The sequence below is a fragment of the Acidobacteriota bacterium genome, assembly GCA_028875575.1.
Lineage (GTDB): Bacteria > Acidobacteriota > Terriglobia > Versatilivoradales > Versatilivoraceae > Versatilivorator.
In genome coordinates this window covers 1-19,245 of sequence record JAPPDF010000070.1, presented here as the reverse complement: position 1 = coordinate 19,245, position 19,245 = coordinate 1, and the positions used below count along the sequence as shown (strand labels likewise).

At 62.6% G+C, this 19,245-nt stretch carries 10 protein-coding genes; 6 read left to right on the top strand and 4 right to left on the bottom strand.

The features are described 5' to 3' along the window. Positions 1-323 precede the first annotated feature (323 nt). Together OXI69_10480 and OXI69_10475 are read right to left on the bottom strand one after the other, a co-directional pair. On the bottom strand, positions 324-1,361 hold the full coding sequence (locus OXI69_10480) for an AIR synthase related protein (GenBank protein ID MDE2666569.1): 1,038 nt from the start codon (positions 1,359-1,361) through the stop codon (positions 324-326). A gap of 96 nt (positions 1,362-1,457) precedes the next feature. Beyond that, on the bottom strand, positions 1,458-2,711 hold the full coding sequence (locus tag OXI69_10475; GenBank protein ID MDE2666568.1) for a Glu/Leu/Phe/Val dehydrogenase: 1,254 nt from the start codon (positions 2,709-2,711) through the stop codon (positions 1,458-1,460). Positions 2,712-3,007: 296 nt separating this feature from the next. Here OXI69_10475 and OXI69_10470 point away from each other — a divergent pair, with 296 nt between their 5' ends. The 5 genes from OXI69_10470 to OXI69_10450 all read left to right on the top strand — a co-directional run bounded on the left by OXI69_10470 (position 3,008) and on the right by OXI69_10450 (position 13,846). Further along, positions 3,008-3,772: a slipin family protein gene (locus OXI69_10470; GenBank protein MDE2666567.1), complete on the top strand. Its 765-nt coding sequence runs from the start codon at positions 3,008-3,010 to the stop codon at positions 3,770-3,772. Between the two features lie 257 nt (positions 3,773-4,029). Next, entirely contained in the window at positions 4,030-7,473 is a 3,444-nt protein-coding gene (locus OXI69_10465) for a TonB-dependent receptor (GenBank protein MDE2666566.1), read from the top strand. Between the two features lie 425 nt (positions 7,474-7,898). Further along, entirely contained in the window at positions 7,899-10,508 is a 2,610-nt protein-coding gene (locus OXI69_10460; GenBank protein MDE2666565.1) for a tetratricopeptide repeat protein, read from the top strand. Between the two features lie 624 nt (positions 10,509-11,132). After that, positions 11,133-12,782, top strand: coding sequence for a CRTAC1 family protein (locus OXI69_10455; protein ID MDE2666564.1), 1,650 nt, complete (start codon positions 11,133-11,135; stop codon positions 12,780-12,782). Between the two features lie 44 nt (positions 12,783-12,826). Next, positions 12,827-13,846, top strand: a complete 1,020-nt coding sequence (locus OXI69_10450) for an NAD-dependent epimerase/dehydratase family protein (protein ID MDE2666563.1) — start codon at positions 12,827-12,829, stop codon at positions 13,844-13,846. Here the strand turns inward: OXI69_10450 and OXI69_10445 are convergent, their stop codons facing one another. Then, on the bottom strand, positions 13,847-14,878 hold the full coding sequence (locus OXI69_10445; GenBank protein MDE2666562.1) for a potassium channel protein: 1,032 nt from the start codon (positions 14,876-14,878) through the stop codon (positions 13,847-13,849). A 347-nt stretch (positions 14,879-15,225) separates the two neighbouring features. Between OXI69_10445 and OXI69_10440 the strand changes: the two genes are divergently transcribed. After that, complete coding sequence (locus OXI69_10440) at positions 15,226-17,628, top strand: heavy metal translocating P-type ATPase (protein MDE2666561.1); 2,403 nt, start codon at positions 15,226-15,228, stop codon at positions 17,626-17,628. Between the two features lie 194 nt (positions 17,629-17,822). Here the strand turns inward: OXI69_10440 and OXI69_10435 are convergent, their stop codons facing one another. Continuing rightward, the gene (locus tag OXI69_10435) at positions 17,823-18,968 is read right to left on the bottom strand and encodes a PepSY-associated TM helix domain-containing protein (GenBank protein MDE2666560.1); all 1,146 of its coding nucleotides are present in this window, start codon (positions 18,966-18,968) and stop codon (positions 17,823-17,825) included. Between the last annotated feature and the right edge of the window lie 277 nt (positions 18,969-19,245).

The window sequence follows — 19,245 nt, the reverse complement described above, 5'->3', positions numbered from 1 at the left end:
GACTCCCCCTCAAGGGGGGAGTGATAGAGTTCTACTGGAAGCCTTGTGCTGGCCTCAATCACTCCCCCCTTGAGGGGGAGTCGGCGAGGCAAACGCGGCGTCCCTTCGACCAGGCCGCAGCATGCAGCCGAGCCGGAGGGGGGCCAACGCGGCGCCCCGAAAGCGAAGCCCGCAGTCGAACCGGTGGGGGGGACGGAACCGGCGAGATCGCCACATAGGAGCTTCAGCCCGCCTTCGAGCCGGTGGGGAGCGTCAGTCTCCGAGATTCGTAAGAGGCCCTTGTTTCACTCTCGTATGATCCGCACGGCAGGGCGGGGTGAGTCTTACCTGGTGAACAACCGGGCGATCTCGTCGTTCTCGAAGGCCGGCCAAGGGGCCGGTCCACCGCCTTCCCTCTCCAGGGCCTCGACGCCGCTTCCCTCCTCCAGGACCTGGCCGATGCATGCTACCGGGATTCCGGCCTCATCCAGGGAATCGGAGAGACTCCGGCAGGCCTCCGGACCACAGGCAATCAGCAGGCTTCCCGAGCCGATCAACCCCAGAGGATTGAGATCCAGGAGCTTGCAGATCCGAGTCGTCGAACCGAAAACCGGAATGCGATCCGGATAGACACGAATGCGATGTCCGCCTGCGGCGGCCAGTTCCTCGAGGGCCGTCGCCACACCGCCTTCGGTGACATCGTGCAGCGCCCGAACCTCTTTGCATCCGGCCGCTATCTCGGCCTCCGGCAGGATGCTTATTCCCGGTTCGGTCAGAAATCGACGACACTGCTCGACCTCTTCCCGTCCCAGCCCCAGCTCCAACAGCCTTGGCGCGAACTCACGGGCAATCAGGGCTGTCCCCTCCACTGCTACACCCTTGGTAAAAAGGATTTGGTCCCCGGCACGCATCTTGCGCTTGTCGATGAACCGAGACCGTGAAACCGTACCGGCCAACTGTCCCACGACCACGGGTCGGGTGACCGCGTCGGTAATCTCGGTATGGCCGCCGCACAGGCTCACCCCGAACCGGGAGGCCGCCTGCTGCAGTTCGACCATGACCTGGCGGACTCGGCCCGGTGACGTCCCCGGCGGGAACAGCAGAGTGGCCAGCATCCAGCGAGGCCTGGCGCCGCAGGTGACCAGGTCGTTGGCGTTGACCACCATGGCATAGTAGCCGACGGCGTCGGTGGCAAAGGTGATGGGATCGGACTTGAGCACCAGCGTGTCTTCTCCGGCCAAGCTGACGGCGGCCACGTCCTCCCCCACCCGCGGACCTACCAGCACGGATGGATCCCGACAATCCAGTGCTCCAAGAAATCGATCCAGCAGCTCGTTGGGCAGCTTGCCGGCCGGCAGGGGCCGAGAGTCGTCCCGGGACATTTTGGAAACCATCCTTTCGAAGACAGGATGCGGAGCCCCAGCCAGTCGGGCTCACCGGCATGCCCCACTATTGACCGAAAACTTCCGAGGGTCAAATCAGGGATAGAGGCCCCTCAGCCGGGTCGCCCTGGCCACTCGCTCGATACCGACCATGCTGGCTGCCGTCCGCATGGGGACTCTCTTGTCGACGGAGAGGTCCAGAACCGACTTGAAGCTGTGCCTCATGATGGTTTGCAGCCTCTTGAAGACGTCAGCCTCCTCCCAGAAGAGGTGTTGAATGGATTGCACCCACTCCAGATAGGAGACCGTGACTCCTCCGGCGTTACACAGGATGTCCGGAATCAGGAACACCTCCTTGGCCTGCAGGATCCTGTCGGCGGCCGGGGTGGTGGGGCCGTTGGCTGCCTCGGCCACGATCCGAGCCCGGATCCCGGCGGCGTTGTCCTCGGTGATGGCGTCTTCCAGCGCCGCCGGAATCAGAACGTCACAGGGACAATGGAGCAAATCCTCGGCCGGCATCGGCTCCGATTCCGGGAAACCCGAAACACTTCCGGTCCGATTCTTGTAGTCGATGAGCTTGCCGGGCGGCAGTCCGTTCGAGTTGTAGACACACCCCTGAGAATCGCTGACCGCAATCACCTTGGCCCCGGCTTCGTCCAGAAGACGGGCGACCACCGAACCGGCGTTTCCAAACCCCTGAACGCACACCTTGAGCGCGTCCAGCTTCAACCCGAGGTGCTCCGCGGCGCACCCGATGGTGAAGAACACGCCGCGGCCGGTAGCCTCGATGCGACCCATGGATCCTCCCAACTCCAGGGGTTTTCCGGTGACCACGCCCGGAACGCAGTAGCCCTTGTTCATGCTGTAGGTGTCCATGATCCAGGCCATCACTTGGGGATTGGTGTAGGCATCCGGCGCCGGGATATCCTTTTCGGGACCGATAAAGGGAAGGATCTCGTTGGTGAACCTTCGGGTCAGCCGTTCCAGCTCTCCACTACTCATGTTCTTGGGGTTGCAGCAGACCCCGCCCTTGCCGCCGCCGAAGGGGATGCCCACGATCGCCGATTTCCAGGTCATCCAGGTCGCCAGCGCCTTCACCTCGTCCAGGTTCACCCTGGGATGATAGCGAAGGCCTCCCTTGGCAGGCCCTCTGGCCGTGCTGTGCTGCACCCGATAGCCCTCGAAACGCTGGATGCGGCCATCGTCCAGCCGGATGGGCACGGAGACGATCAGGCAGCGTTCCGGGTACTTGATCTTGTTCCTGACGTCGTCGTCCAGTTGCAGGAGATCGGCCGCCGCCTCGAACTGCTCCATAGCCATGTCGAACACGCTTGAATTTGTTTCAGTCATGGAGACTCCTCCTTTCATGAATCGGCCATTCGATCATAGGGATGCAAACCCTCTTCCACGGTTTGCAAAGTATGGGGACACAAAGAATTTTCCTCGCACGGATCTACCGCTCCCCGTCGGTCTGGCCGGCATCCCGGCTGGCCCTGCCGAGGGCCCGCGCGAATCCCTCCTCCGTCCCTGGCCTGGAGAGATTCAGCCCCGGCCCGGCCGGAAGTCCTCGCCTGCAATCCCTTCGCCTTTCGAGATCGATTGATATACACTGGAGCCAATCATGGTTTTGAACCCGAGGGGGACTCATGTGGGGCGTCAATCCCGTCACCGTTTTCTTCATTCTGGTGGTTGTCCTGTGGTTGATCAACTCGATCAATGTCCTGAGGGAGTATGAACGAGGCGTCATCTTCAGACTGGGGCGCCTGCTGCCGAAACCCAAGGGGCCCGGCCTGATCTTCGTCTTCTGGCCCATCGATCGCATGGTTCGGGTATCCCTGCGAACCGTGGCTCTGGACGTACCCACCCAGGACATCATTACCAGCGACAATGTCTCGGTGAAGGTCAATGCCGTGGTCTACTTCCGAGTGCTCAACGCCATCAGGTCGGTGGTCGAGGTCGAGAACTATCTCTACGCCACCTCCCAACTCTCCCAGACCACCCTGCGTTCCGTTCTGGGGGAGGTAGTGCTGGACGACCTGCTCAGCCAACGGGAGACCCTCAACATGAAGTTGCAGGCGATCCTGGACAAACAGACCGACGCCTGGGGAATCAAGGTCTCCCTGGTGGAAGTCAAGGCGGTGGACCTGCCGCAGGAGATGCAGCGGGCCATGGCCAAGCAGGCCGAGGCGGAGCGGGAAAAGCGCGCCAAGATCATTCACGCCGACGGCGAGTTTCAGGCCGCCGCCAAGCTGGCCGACGCGGCCCAGGTGGTGTCCCGTCAGCCGGTGGCTCTTCAACTTCGCTACCTCCAGACCCTGACTGAAATCGGTGTCGAGAAGAACAACACCCTGGTCTTTCCCCTGCCCCTCAATCTCATCGATGCCATCATGAGCCTGAAGAAGGAATCCTGACTCGCCCCGCCCCGCCCCGCTTCTGCAAAGTCAAGCTGAACCCCTTCGCCACCCCTCCGTGCTCCAGAGTCGGCGCCGGATCACAACACGAGAATCCCCGATGTTTTTGTTGTTTACATCGCAAAAGTGTGTGTCTATACTGAGCCCAATTATCAATACCACAGTTTAGCTGCTGTCGACTTCCGGCCCCGAAGGGTCCTGAAGCCCGTGGCGGTCCATCTATGCCGCAGCGCAGGCCGGCTGCTCGAGGAGGGATGATGGTTTCGCGAACTGAAGGGATCGCGCTGAGGGGAACTGGTCGGATCAGTCGTTCAATACCGACAGCCGTGTCGACCCTGCTGACCGGTCTGGTCGCTTTCTTTCTGGTGGCGCCCCTGGCCACCGCCCAGGAGCATGGCGGGTTTCGGGGGAAAGTGACCGATCCCACCGGGGCCATAGTGGTCAGCGCCGATGTGACCGCGACCTCGGAGAGCACGGGACTGGGCAACAGCACCGTGACCAACGAGGTGGGCGACTTCGAGCTGAGAGGACTGGCGCCGGGGTCCTACACCCTGGAAGTCGAACTGTCGGGCTTCAAGAAATTCGTCAACTCCGGCCTGGTGGTCTACGCCGGACAGGCCCGCCGCATCAACGTCACCCTGGAAGTGGGTGAGGTGGCAGACACCATCACCGTCGAGGAAGAGGGCTACGTCATCGACACCGACACGCCCACCATCAAGCAGACCACGGCCATGACGGAAATGGTGGGTTTCAACACCAATGCCGCCCTGATCTACACCATTGGCCTCAATCCCGGCAATGAGCCCCGCAGCCAGGTGCACGGCAGCTATGCCAACAACACCAACACCGAGCACATGGGTCTGGCCACCAACGCCTACGGCGGCTCGGGTCGGGACTATACCGAGACTACCCAGGAACTGATTCAGACCACCTTCAATGCTGCCGCCGAGTACCGCACCTCAACCACGGTGATGGCCATCGGCCGGGGAGGCACCAACAAATTTCACGGGGAGATCTTTTATCACCTCAACCATCCCCGACTCAATGCGCTGCAACCGAGTCAGAACGGCAGGCCGCGGCCACCCTCGCGTCCCAACCGGCGCATCTCCTACGAGGTGAGCGGACCGGTGTACATTCCCCGCGTGTATGACGGCAGGAACAAGACCTTCTTTCACTGGAACTACCAACCCTCCAGCAACGTCAACTACTTCCAGAGTCAGAACTGGATCCTGCCGACGACGAAAATGCGCCAGGGCGACCTGTCCGAATTCGCCCACTTCCAGCGGACGACACAAGGGAACCCGGGCTTCAACATCATGGATCCCTTCACCGGCCAGCCCTTCCCCAACGACATCATCCCCAGGGAACGGTGGAGTCCGGTGGCCGCCAACCTGCTGGATCCCTCTCGTGGGATTCTGCCCTTGGCCCATAGAGATCGACTCTACGACAATTTCGACTTCATCGACTACAACGCCAATGAGCGCGACACCACCCATATGCGCTTCGACCACCAGATCACCGACAACAATCGGGTTACCGCAACCATCTGGTGGGAGCGCTGGGTGTTCGATGAAGGAGGGGGAAGTCCCTTCCTCAACGGCAAGGGTCTGTTTGGAGACGACAACCGGCGGGCCTTCGCCCTGCAGAATGCCCACACCTTCAATCCCCAGGTGATCAACGAGTTCAGCTTCGGCTGGAACCGTCAACGCAGCGTCTGGCGAAGCGGTGACTTTCCGGGGCGTCAGTATCTGGATCTGCTGGGCATATCCGACCTGGGCGGCCGCGAAAAGCTGCTGCCCAACGGCTCCGGCAATCCCCGCTTCGTGGTTCGGACCCTGGGGCGGCAAACCGGCGCCTCCTCGGCATCCTTCAACGTGGGTCCCGCCAACCTGATGGGCGGACTGGGCACTTCACCGCTGATCGACTTTACCGAAGCCGCGGTGTGGCAGATACGAGACACCATCTCCATCCAAAAGGGCAGCCACCTGATCAAGACCGGCATCGAGCTGCGTCACCAGTTCCCCCATAAGGAGGGAGATCGCAACACCAACGAGTTCGGCCGCTGGGATTTTACCGGAAATTTCACTGGCTACGACTTCGGCGATCTCTTGCTGGGCTTGCCTTTCGCCACCAAGATCGAGGCCATCACTCCCCGAGCCGAGGCCCGGGACTGGGAGTTCGGTTTCTTCATTCAGGACGACTGGAAGGTCCGACCGGACCTGACCCTCAACCTGGGAGTCCGCTTCCAGCACTACGGCACTCCCTATGAAAAGGATGACCGCTGGTACAACTTCGATATGGCCAACCGACAGGTGGTGGTGCCCAGTGATAAAGCCTTGCGCCAGGTGGTGCCGGGTTATCCGGTTCCGGTGGTCACTGCCCGTGAGGCCGGCTATCCCGACAAGCTGATCAACTTCAAGGCGGTGTTGGTGGATCCACGGATCGGAATCGCTTTCCGTCCCCGGGAAGGAACGGTGATCCGTACCGGCTATGGCATCTACTCCGTTCCCTACGCCACCCATGCGGCGCAGGCCGCCGGCTTCCCCGTGGGAGGGTTCGGCATCGATCGGGCCGGATTGCTGGCGGCTCGGGTCCGCGGTCCTTACCAGTTGGTGGAGGAGTTCGGCCCCAACCAGATCGTGGGCGGAGTGCCGGAACTCACAACCCTGAGAGGGTTCCCGCAACTGACGGGCACCCTGGGGCGACAGTTGGTCTACGGTATGGACCCCGATCTGCGCAAGAACAATTGGCCCTACGACCAGCAGTGGAACCTGACCATCGAGCAGGAACTGGGCCACGGTTTCGCCATGCGGACGTCCTACGTGGGCACCAAGGGCACCAACTGGCCGGTCATTCGAGACCTGCAGCGGCCGGCGCCCGGCACCATTCCCTTTGCCGATCGTCCCGACAAGTTTCCCTTCGGCCCCGGATTCAGCACGGTAGGTCTGCTGGACCTGGGCGGCAATTCCAGCCACCACGGGTTCGAGTTCGAGGTGACCCGTCAATTCTCCAGCGGACTCTACCTGAGAGGCTGGATTGCCCGGCTCAACACGCTGAACGACATCCAGGGCGGCCTGTTCGGCTCCACGGTGGGACTGTTTATCGAGGATCCTTACGACCGCGCCAATGAGAAGGGTCACCAGAACGGGTTCACTCCCTACGAGGCCCGGATCGTGGCCGTCTATCCGCTGCCCTTCGGCAAGAACCAGAAGTACGGCTCCAACATGAACCGGGTCATGCAGAATATCATCGGCGGGTGGACCCTCGCTCCGGAATGGCGAGATCGCAACGGAACCCGCTTCACGCCGGGCTTCTCAGGTGCGGACACGGCCAACGTCGGCAGGTCCGGCGGCCGTCCCGATCTGCTGCCCGGCTGCAACCCCAACGTCGGCGGGGAGACCGAATTCAAGTGGAACGCCGGCTGCTTCGCCGTTCCGCCCAACGGTCGCTTCGGAACGGCGCCGCGGGGCATGATGCGAGGGTTCTATACATGGGGATTCAACCTCAATGCCTTCAAACGCTGGTATCTGGGCTACGGAGAAACCGGGCCCTACTTCCAGTTGGAGGCCTACATGCGCAATATCCTGAACCACCCCAACCGCGGAGGCCCCAGCTCCACCAATATCACCAGCCCTGCCTTCGGCCAGTTTCGCCTGGGTGGCGCCCGCAACATTCAGATTCGCCTGCGCATCGGCCTCTGATCCTTGCCTGCGGCAAGCGGCAGCCGGCTCCGGCCGGCTGCCTTTTTTTTGCCCTGAATGACCATTCGATCAGCCGTGCCCCGTCGTATGGCACCGTTCCCGTCGCGGATCACCTCAACGCCTCAGTGGGCTCTTCGTGAATCTTTGCGATCCCTCGTGGATAACTCTTTTCGATTTTGTTTCAAGCAGGTGTCCATACCGGGTTTGACACCGGATCAGCCCGATTTTTATACTGGGATTTGTGGCTGCGACTCCAATTCAAATCCAGGTTTGACCCGGTGATCGGTCCGAGCAAAACCGACAGGTTTGGGACCGCCAGGCGGCGTTGGCGCGGCGCGGCGGTTTCCCTCGCCCTCACACTGATCCTCGCATCAGCCACCCTGCCGGCCAACTCATCTCCCGCGGATGCTCAAGCCGAATTGCACTTGGCTAACGCCCTACGGCTCATTCGGGACGGCGACATTCGGAATGCCGAGACCGAGCTGCGACGGGCGGTGGACCTGGTTCCCCACAATCCCGCTTATCTGGCCAGGCTGGGCCAGGTTCTGGGAATGCAGAACAGGATGGAGGAAGCCGCCAGTTACTACGGCCGGGCCCTGAAACTGGCGCCCGACAATGTGGCCATTCGCCGCAATCTGGCGCTGACCCAGTGGTCCCGGCGCCTGTTTGCGGAAGCCGAGGCCAATCTGGAGCAGGTGCTGGCCAGGGTTCCCGACGACGAGCTCACCCGGTTCCTGCTGGGAATGATTCTGGTGAATTCCGGAGAATATGCCCGTGCGGTGGGGCTGCTGGAATCGGTGCCGGATCGGGTGCGCGGCCAGGGCGAAGCGGTGGCCGCTCTGGCCAGGGCCCAATACGCCCTGGGCAAAAAGGATCAGGCCCGGGCCACCTTGGAATCGATGGCTCTCAACCGCTTGTTGCCCCCCGGCGATGTCTATGCCTGCGCCACCACAGCCGCCAATGCCGAAGACTTCGCCACCGCCGAGGAGCTCTTCCTGTCCATCCGATCCACCTACCCCGACGCCGCGGCTCTGAGCTACCAGATTGCCCTCATGCAGTTTCGTTCCGACAGGATCGACCGCAGCCGCCAAACTCTCCTGGAGGCCATCGACAAGGGCCGGCGCTCCGGACCGATTTATAACCTGCTGGGCCACTGCCACGCAGCCCGGAACCGGCTACAGAGCGCCGTTGCCTCCTTCGAGCAAGCCATGAATCTGGAGCCGGCCGAGGAGTCCCACTATCTGGACGCCGTGCAGTTGCTGGCCGAGCATCAGATTTGGCGGGTCCTGATCCGAATTGCCGAAAAGGGAGTGGCCCGCATCCCCCGCTCCGACCGTCTCTATCGAATGAAGGGACTGGCCGAAACGGCCATGCTCTACAGTGAGGATGCCGTCCGATCCTACCGCCGGGCTCTCGAAATCAATCCGGACTCGGCCAAGGCCAACCTGGGGCTGGCCATAGCCCAGCGAACCGCGGGAAGCCGAAAGGATGCCGCCGCCACCTTCGAAAAGGGTATCCGGCAATTCCCCGCCCACGGAGCCCACTACCAGGAATATGGCCTGATGCACCTCAAGACCGGAGATACCGGGGACGACGGCGCCCGGAAACGGGCTATTGCCCTGCTGCAGAAAGCTGTCGAGCTGGATGCCTCTCTTCCCGTGGCTCACTACCAGCTCGGTCGGCTGGCCCTGGAGAGGGATCGAGCCGGCGAGGCGCTCCCTCATCTGGAAACCGCCGCCAGGTTGAACCCCGATCAGAGCAGGGTTCACTATCTGCTGGCGCGGGCCTATCGCCGCCTCGGCAGGGGCGAGGAGGCGCGGTCCCACTTGAAGACCTTTCGCCGGATGAAGGCGGCCGAGGAGTCCAGGGAAGAGCCTAGCGCGGGACCGGAGTTGTCCCGGTCATCCGATGAACTGCCGCTTCAGGATCCCCAAGCCCTTGCAGCAGTCCTCAGCCACTACTACAAACAGGGAAATGGGGACAAGGCACGCCAGGTCCTGGCTGAGATTTCCCAAAAGACATCCGTGGGCCCTCAAACCCGGTTGCTCTATGGCCGGATTGCCGGGGATGCGGGAGACTACCAAACCGCCGAAAAACTCTTCGCCGCCATCGTGTCGAGTCATCCCGAACCCGTCACCGTCGGCTACCATCTCGGCCTGGTGCAATTCCGCACCGGCCGATTCGCCGAATGCCGGCAGACCCTGCTCAAGGCCCTCTCCGTTGGGCAGGGAAACGGCAAGATCCAAAACCTTCTCGGCCACTGCTATCAGGGAGAGGAAAAGGTGGAGGAGGCCCGGGCAGCCTTTCAGAAAGCCATAAGCCGGAATCCGACCGAGGAGTCCAGCTACCTGGACCTGGTCCAGCTTCTTGCCGATGAGAGACATTCGGAATATTGGCTCGATGCCAGCCGAGGCCCCCGGCTACGATGGCATCTGGCTCTCCAGGCTCTGGACCGTGGCGTCGAGCAGCTTCCGGCTTCCGCACCCCTCTTTGAAACCAGGGGTTTCGTGCAGGCCAAGCTGGACTATACCCGGGAGGCCATTCAATCCTATGCCCGGGCCCTGGAACTGGATCCCGATTCCGCCAAGGCCCATCTGGGTTTGGGCGTGTCCCAGAGACTGGCAGGCAATACCCGCGAAGCCGCGGATACCTTCGAACGTGGCATCCGGCAGTTTCCTCTGAATGCCTCCTTCTACCAGGAATTTGGACTCCTGTTGGCCAAGGCGGGAGACTCGGGGGATGAAGCGGCCCGAACCCGTTCGGCCGATCTGCTCAGGAAGGCCCTCGACCTGGATGCCTCCCTGGTCGAGCCCCGCTATCAACTGGGTCAGATGGCTCTGGCGCAGGGAAATCCGGAAGAAGCGGCCCGGCATTTCGAATCGGCCGTGCAACTGGCACCCCGCCAGAGCAAGCTGCGCTACGGCCTGATCCGAGCCTACCGGAGACTGGGACGCCGGGAGCAAGCCCGCGAGCAGGCCGGGAAATATCGTCAGCTCAAGGCTGCCGAGGAAGCCCGGGGAACGCCTTCTCAGTGAGCTTCAAGGTTGGGTGTATTTGGGCAATGGCAGTCCACATAGCCGGATGCAACACCTCAATCAGACCAATGGCATCTCGAATGGACTATTGAGGGAGCGTTTTTCAAAATTGGGAATCGGGCTTGAAATTGAGGCGGCAGGGGTGATGTGCAGCAGGCTCCGGCATTCGCCCCAATAAGCACAATAGTCACAAAACGAGTGTCTGGATTTCGAGTCTTGCCGATCGGATGGTTCTCTTTGTGTTTTTGTACCTTTTGTGGCCATTGAGTTTCAGACGGCAATGGGGTTCGGTGTCACCTGGTCCTTGACGGACTCGGGAGCAAGAGCCCTCATTCTGAGGCTGTGAAGGCAGCCATGGCGGAGGTGTCCGTATGAAGAAATCAGGTCAATATCGAAAGATCGTGGAGTGGTCCGAGGAGGACCGCTGCTATATAGGTCGGTGCCCGGAACTCATGTTTGGCGGTGTGCACGGAATGAACGAACAAAGTGTTCTTGCCGAATTATGCGCTGTAATCGAGGAGTGGGTGGAAACTTCAGAAAAGAATTCAGAATAACGGGTCGCTCGGTAGGATCCCTCCTTTCTCCATGCCTCTTTTGCTGGCACTATTCGCCGCAGTCCTCCTCTTGGCCCCCTATTGGGGCCTTCGGGCTGAACCCGCCGAGCAATCGTCCTCGGAAATCTTCAGCGACGTTTCCCTTCAGGCCGGCATCACCTGGACACATTTCAACGGCCAGTCTCAGGATCGCTTTCTCATTGAAGCCTCCAGCGGCGGTGTCGCCCTTCTGGACTACGACAATGATGGCTGGCTGGACATCTTTTTCGTCAACGGCGGGGAAACCCCGAAAGGCAAGAGTCGATCACCTGTCCGGAATGCCCTCTACCGCAACCTCGGCAACGGCAAGTTCGAGGACGTCGCCGAGCGCGCCGGGGTGGCCGAGGTGCCCTTCTACGGAATGGGAGCGGCCGGCGCCGACTACGACAATGACGGCTTTCAGGACCTGTATGTCACCGGCTTTCCCTCCAGCGCCCTGTTTCGCAATCAGGGCGACGGCACCTTCCGCGAAGTCACCCAAGGGGCAGGTCTGGAAAATGCCGGAGAATGGGGTGCCAGCGCAGTCTGGTTCGATTTCGACCGCGACCGGCACCTGGACCTCTTCGTTTGCAACTATGCCGAGTTGTCCTTTGCCCACCCCCGTCCCTGCAACTTTGCGGGCAAGCCCGAATACTGCTCGCAGCGAGCCTACCCTCCACGGCGCCCCAGGCTCTATCGCAACAACGGCTCCGGCGCCTTCATGGACGTGAGCCGTTCGTCGGGAGTGTCCCGGCATGTGGGACGGGCCTTCGGAGTCGTCAGCGTGGACATCGACGACGACGGCTGGGATGACCTGTTCGTGGCCGGGGACGCCTCGCCCGACCTGCTGCTTCTGAACCGCAGGAACGGTTCCTTCGAAGACCGCGGGTTCGACGCGGAAATCGCCTACAGCGTCAACGGCGAAGCACGGGCCGGCATGGGAGTGGACGCCGCCGATCTCAATGGAGACGGCCGCCCCGATTTCATAGTGACCAACTTTCATGACGAGTATCACGCCCTCTACTTAAGCACCTCGCAACTGCTCTACCGCGAGTGGACCCGGCCCTCCGGGTTGGCCGGCTTCACTCGGCCGTTCGTGGGCTGGGGCGCGCGCTTCATCGACTACGACAATGACAGCGACCTGGACCTGGTCATCGTCAACGGCCACGTGAGCGAGACCATCGAGCTCTCCCGCGGGGACATCCGTTACCGCCAGCTTCCCCTGCTGCTGGCCAACGTCGGGGACCTGAAATTCCGCAACATGGCTTCCCAAGCGGGACCGGTTTTCCGGACCAGGCACTCCGCCAGGGGGATGGCGACGGGGGACTACGACAATGACGGGGACATGGATGTGGTCTTTGTCCGGCTGAACGAGAGGCCGGTGCTGTTGCGGAACAACACCGGACAGGAGGGGGCCTGGATCGGATTCGAGCTTCAGGGAAGCCTCAGCAACCGGGACGCTATCGGCAGCAAGCTGTCCTTGAAGTCGGGTGACAAGCGTTTCACCAAGTGGGTGACCGGTGGGGCCAGTTTCCTGGCCTCCCATGACAAACGCGTGGTCTTTGGACTGGGGAAACCTGTGAAGGAAGAGTGCAGCCTCGAGATCCGTTGGCCCAGCGGGAAAGTCCAGAGGATTTCCGGACTCGGGATCAACCGCTACCATAAAATAGTCGAGTCCGGCGAGGTCGCTGAAGGTTCTTGACCCTCTGCCAGCGACGGCAAGGACAGGAACGGGAGCGTGAACCCATGAGACAGACCGCCACCCTGATCACCGGAGCCAGCGGAGAAATGGGGCATGGGCTCATCGACCGGTTGGCCGAGGAGGGTGTCGAGGACCTGGTGGCCCTGGATATCCGGCCGATCGACAGCGAAATCGGAAGCCACTGCAAGGCCTGCGTCAATGGAGACATTCTGGACGAGAGGCTGCTGGAGCGGATGCAGAGCGAATACGAAATCCACACCGTCTATCATCTGGCGGCCCTGCTGTCCACGCGGGCCGAGTTCACCCCCGATGCCGCCCACCGGGTCAACGCAGGCGGCACGCTGAGGCTGCTCCAGATGGCCGTCGAGCAGTCTCACTGGCACGGCCACCCGGTGAAATTCATGTTTCCCAGCTCCATCGCCGCCTACGGACTCCCCGGCCGGACGGTCAAGCAACGCACCGGCACGGTCCGGGAAACGGAGTGGAATTTCCCCACCACCATGTATGGGTGCAACAAGCTCTACTGCGAGCATCTGGGGCGCTATTACGCCAACCACTACCGGCAACTGGCGGCCGATTCATCGGGCCACGGCATCGACTTCCGCTGCATCCGCTTCCCCGGGCTCATCAGCGCTGCCACCCTGCCCAGCGGCGGCACTACCGACTATGCTCCGGAAATGATCCATGCCGCCGCCAGCGGCCAGAGGTACGGCTGTTTCGTAGTCCCCGAAACGCGCCTCCCTTTCATTGTCATGCCGGACGCCATCAACGCCCTGCTGCAACTCCAAAAGGCACCGCGGGAGACGCTCCGTCAGACCGAGTACAACGTCAGCAGCTTCAGCATGACCGCGGAGGAAATACACCGGCGCATCCTCATGGAGTGGCCTCGGGCAGAGGTCGACTTCAAGCCCGATGGAAAGCGTCAGGCCATCGTGGATTCCTGGCCGGCTGAAGTGGACGATTCGGCAGCCCGCACCGACTGGGGCTGGGCGCCCCGCTACGACAAGGCGGCTGCCTTCAGCGAGTACCTGATCCCTCGAATCAAGAGCCGGTATTCCGGATAGCTAAAAAGCCTTGAGTTTTCCCTGGGCGAGTTCAGGCAGGTTTTGGAGCTGTTCCCGGGTTCCAAGAACAATCATCCTGAGACCGGCGGTCAATTGGGTGTCGGCGGCGGGACTGGCGTTGATACCGCCATCGGCCAGCTTGCAGGCCAGAACGGTGACGCCGAAGCGGGCGCGCCAGCGGCACTGCTCCAGCGTCTGGCCCACCAGGGGCGAGTCCGGGGCGAGCTGGAATTGCTCCATGTAGAGCTGGAGACCTCCCCCGTAGGCCACTTCATCCAGGAAGTTTGCCACTTCGGGCCGGATCAGCATGGTGACCATCCTGCGGCCGCTGAATTGATAGGGCAAGATCACCCGATTGGCGCCGGCTTTCACCAACTTGCTTTCCGACTGCTCGTCGATGGCCCGAGCCACGATCAGGAGGTCCGACCTGACGCTACGTGCACTGAGCACGATGAACACGTTCTGGGCGTCGGAATCGGCGGCCACCAGCAGACCGCGGGCCCGCTCGATTCCGGCTTGAGCCAGAAGAGCTTCATTGGCCCCGTCTCCCCGGAGCGCCAGGAAACCGGATTGGTCGACCTGGCTGATTTTCTCGGCCGAAGGATCGATCACCACGAAGGGGAGGCCTTGAGTGGCCAGTTCCTGAGCCACATGGCGGCCCACCCGCCCGTAGCCGCAGACGATGACGTGATCGGAGAGTTTGTCCAGCATTCGGAGCAAGCGTCGTTTTCGCAGGTAGGCACGGCCTTCGCCGGAGAGCAGAAAATCGGCCATGCCGCTCAGCAGGTACATGGCCAGCCAGCCGGCACCCAGAATGAGCACCATGGTGAAGAGCTTGCCACCCGCCGACAGGGGCCGGACTTCCCCGAAGCCGACCGTGCTCAAGGTGATCACGGCCATGTAGAGGGCATCCAATACCCCCATGTCCTCCAGCAGCCAGAACCCTGCCGCACCCAACAGCAGCAGGCCGACCAGGGCAACCGCCGTTTTCCAGAAGCGCCGATGAGGGTGGGAGGCAACCCGCCTGTGCACCAGGGACTCCTTGATCGACCCGGCAGCTCTCAGGATCAGCCAACTCGACGGAACGATAGCATAATTTCAAACGATTCAACCACGAGACCCTCGGCCCCCACCAACGTGGAGCGGTTTCGGGAAAGCGGCAAAACCGAGCCGGCGTGTAGAATAGCGAACGGAATATTTGTGAGCCTTTTGCAGAATTCGGCAGCGGGACGTGTGTCGGGAATGGCCACAAAAAACACAAACCACAACTTGTGAATTTTGTGCTTTTTGTGGTTAGACAGCATTTTTCACCAAGTCGCACCCGATGGAGAACCGGTCCCAACCCACCCCTCCCCGGAAGCCAGCACGCGTGACAGGCCATGGATCCTTCCAAATTCAATATTCTGCCGGACCAGGGCGATCCAACCGGCCATAGCCCTTCACGTCCCCAGCCCGACAGCGTGCGGGACCCGGTGTGCGGCATGTGGGTCAACCCCGAAACCGCCGCCGATTCCTATGCCTACCGCGGTCAGACCTACTACTTTTGCCGCACACACTGCCGGACTGAATTCGAGGCCGATCCCGATCGTTACCTCGGCAGCCGGGAGCCCCCTGCGGTCCCGACCTCCGGGAGCGGAACATCGGAATCGGAGGACAAACGACAGTCGGCGAGCTACACCTGCCCCATGCACCCCGAGGTCCTGACCGATCGACCCGGAGCCTGTCCCCTGTGCGGCATGGCCCTGGAGCCCCGAGCGGTAAGCCTGGAGGAACCCGATAATCCGGAGCTGTCCGACATGAAAGGCCGTTTCAGGATCAGCCTGATTCTCACGCTCCCCATCTTCCTGCTGGCCATGTCGGAGATGGTCGTGGGCAGCTTGCTGCCGCCGCGCTGGCCGGCCGGGGTCTCGTCCTGGATTCAATGCCTGCTGGCAGCGCCCGTGGTCCTCTGGGGGGGATGGCCGCTGCTGCAGCGAGGGTGGGCCTCCCTGGTGCACCTCAGCCCCAACATGTTTACCCTGATCGGGTTGGGCACGGCGACCAGCTACCTCTACAGCCTGGCGGCCACCCTGGCCCCGTCCCTGTTCCCGGACGCCTTCAGGGGTCCGGACGGAGTCGTTCCCGTCTACTTCGAAGCGGCAGCCGTCATCACCACCCTGGTCTTGCTGGGGCAGGTGTTGGAGCTTCGGGCCCGGCAACGGACCGGCAGCGCCATCCGCTCGCTCCTGAGTCTGGCCCCCGAAACCGCGCGCCGGCTGCGCGAGGATGGGACCGAGGAGGAGGTCACGCTCGACCGCATCGCCGTGGATGCCCGGCTGCGGGTTCGACCCGGGGAGCGCATCCCGGTTGACGGAGTGGTCCTGGAGGGCGCCAGCTCGGTGGATGAATCCATGCTCACCGGCGAGCCCCTTCCGGTCCAGAAGCTTCCCGCCAACCAGGTGGCCGGCGGCACCATGAACCAGACCGGCAGTTTCGTCATGCGCGCCACCCGGGTGGGACAGGACACCCTGCTGGCCCGGATCGTTCAGATGGTGGCCGAAGCCCAGAGGACACGCGCTCCCATTCAGCGTTTCGCCGACGCGGTCTCCGCCCGCTTCGTCCCCGCGGTCCTCCTGGTTGCCCTGTTGACCTTCGTGGTCTGGAGCCTGCTGGGGCCTCAGCCCGCGATGGCTTACGGCCTGATCAATGCCGTGGCCGTGTTGATTATCGCCTGCCCCTGTGCCCTCGGCCTGGCCACACCCATGTCGATCATGGTGGCAACCGGACGAGGAGCCAGCTCCGGCGTGCTGGTCAAGAATGCCGCGGCCCTGGAAGCCCTGGACGGCGTCGACACCCTGGTGCTGGACAAGACGGGAACTCTTACCGAAGGCAAACCCCGGCTGCAGACCTTGGCGGCCCTGCCCGGCTGGAGCGAAGAGGAGTTGTTATCGGCGGTGGCCAGCCTGGAGCAGGCCAGCGAACACCCCCTGGCGGGAGCCATCCTGGAAGCGGCCGGGAGCCGCGACCTCGATCTGGACCCCGTCCAGGAATTCCAGGCCGTTCCCGGGAGGGGGATTAAGGGGCAGGTCCGAGGACGGTCCCTGGTAGTGGGCAATGCCAGGATGCTGGAGGAACTTGGGATCGAAACGGGAGCACCGCATCACCGCAGGGACAACCTGAGGGAGTCGGGCCAGGCCGTGGTGCTGGTAGCCGCCGATGGCCGATTGGCCGGATGGCTGGGGGTGGAAGACCCCGTCAAACGCTCTGCCAAGGAGGCCCTGTACCAGCTACAGCGTGCAGGGTTGCGTCTCCTGATGGTCACCGGGGACCACCGAAAGTCCGCCGAAAAAGTGGCCTACGAGTTGGGGATCGACCAGGTCGTGGCCGAAGTGGATCCACGGGAGAAAGGAGCGATCGTCAAACGGCTGCAAGACGAAGGCAAGCGGGTGGCCATGGCCGGCGACGGTATCAATGACGCCCCGGCGCTGGCCCAGGCGCAGGTGGGTATCGCCATGGGGGGCGGCACCGACGTAGCCATCGAGAGCGCCGGGATCACCCTGGTGGCAGGGGACCTGGGAGGCCTGGTTCGCGCCTTCGGACTGAGTCGTCGGACCATGCGCAATATCCGGCAGAACCTGTTTCTGGCCTTTGTCTACAACCTGTTGGGCATTCCGGTTGCCGCCGGCCTACTCTACCCGCTCTTCGGCCTGTTGCTGAGCCCCATGATCGCCGCCGCCGCCATGACCTTCAGCTCCCTGTCGGTCATCGCCAACGCCCTGCGCCTCAGACGACTGGCCCTGTAACGCCGGGGAGCAACCGTTCACGGACCGACGACTCTCCTTCCCGACAAGTCCCGCCACCGCCGTGCCGGGTGGCTCATGCGAGCGTGAAACAACGAACCTTCATGGCCCATCGGCAACAAGGGCCATTCTCCAGAATAACCCGATCTTCGTGACCGCGCATCCGGCATCCGCGTAGAACATCGGGCCGGCGCCGGTTACGTTCGGCGGCGGTAGCCGAAGAACCGACGCCAACTCATCGCGAGCCCGGTCCAGACCATGACGGCGACGCCCAGGGACACGCCGCCGGCGATCGACTGGCCGACAACACCGTACACCTCTCCGGTGTGGGCAAAACGCAACCATCGCCGGATCTTGAAGCCGGGCGTGAAGGTCGGATACCCGGAACGCTCGACCAGCTCGCCGGTTGCCCGGTCGAAAAGTAGATCCTCGCTCTTCGACGGCTGGCGGCCGTTTCCGCGGTCGGCCGCAACCACGACGGGGTCGTGAATCGACTCGGGAAGATCAATGGTGAGAGTTCGCCATCCGGGCGTCTCGATACCGGCCTTGGTGGCCAACGCCTGCAACTCGACCAACGCGGCTGCCGGTTCCAGAGCGACGGACAGGTTGTCCCGCGCGTCTGACTGCCACGGCCGTGGCGATCGCTGAAACGGTGGCGTGTCGCCCGCCAGCCGATGGACGAGGTCGGCGGCCCACTGATACGAGATGGTGGCCCCGCTGAAAACGATGACGGCGAGCGGAATGGCTGACCAGAAGCCGATCACGTTATGCCAGTTGAAATCGCGCGTCCGCCCCTTGAGGCGGCGGCGGAACCACAGCGCGTGTCTCCAAGCGGCGCGGCTTCGGATCGACGGCCACCAGAGATAGACCCCGCTGACGAGCAGGAACAGGAACCCGAGGTTGGCGACTGCAACCACCGTCCGACCCATGATCCGATATTCCCCCTCCAGGGCGAACCACCGGTGCCAGTACATGACGCTCCGGAGGAAGCGCCTCGTTCGGGTATTGCCGTCGCCCAGCCGCTCGCCGGTGAAGCGGTTTACGAAGAGGGTGGCTCCGCCGTCGATCTCGACGACCGCCGGTTCTAACGGGTCCCTGGGCAAAGCCACGGAAGTAACCACATCGGCAGACTGCCCGCCGCTGACCCGTGAAATCAACTCGTCGAGCCCGAGCGGTGCGACGCCCGGGCCCGGCGGATCGGCTCGATAGTCGCGGATCGCCCACCGGTTCAACTGCGACTCGTAGGTGAGGATCACGCCGGTCACCGCCAGCATGAGGATCACGACGGCGGCGGTGACGCCGACCATCAGATGAACCCAGAAGATTGCCTTGCGCAGGGACATGTCGGGTCGAGTCTTGGGACGAGGGTTCCGGCGCTAGTGTTCTGTAACAGAAATAGGGTTGCCATCTTTCGGAGCGCAACGGCGCCGGATTCTAGGAGCGACGACGAGCCAATGCTATTCATTGCGAGGAGGAGCGACGACGAAGACGGTGCCGTTCCGCCCGAACCCGTAGGGCCGATGGAGGTTCCGGGACGATTGAGCCCAACGGTGCCTTTTTGGCTGAACCGCAACGGTCCTCTCCTACCGACCGTTCCCCGGTGGAACCTCCATCGGAGAT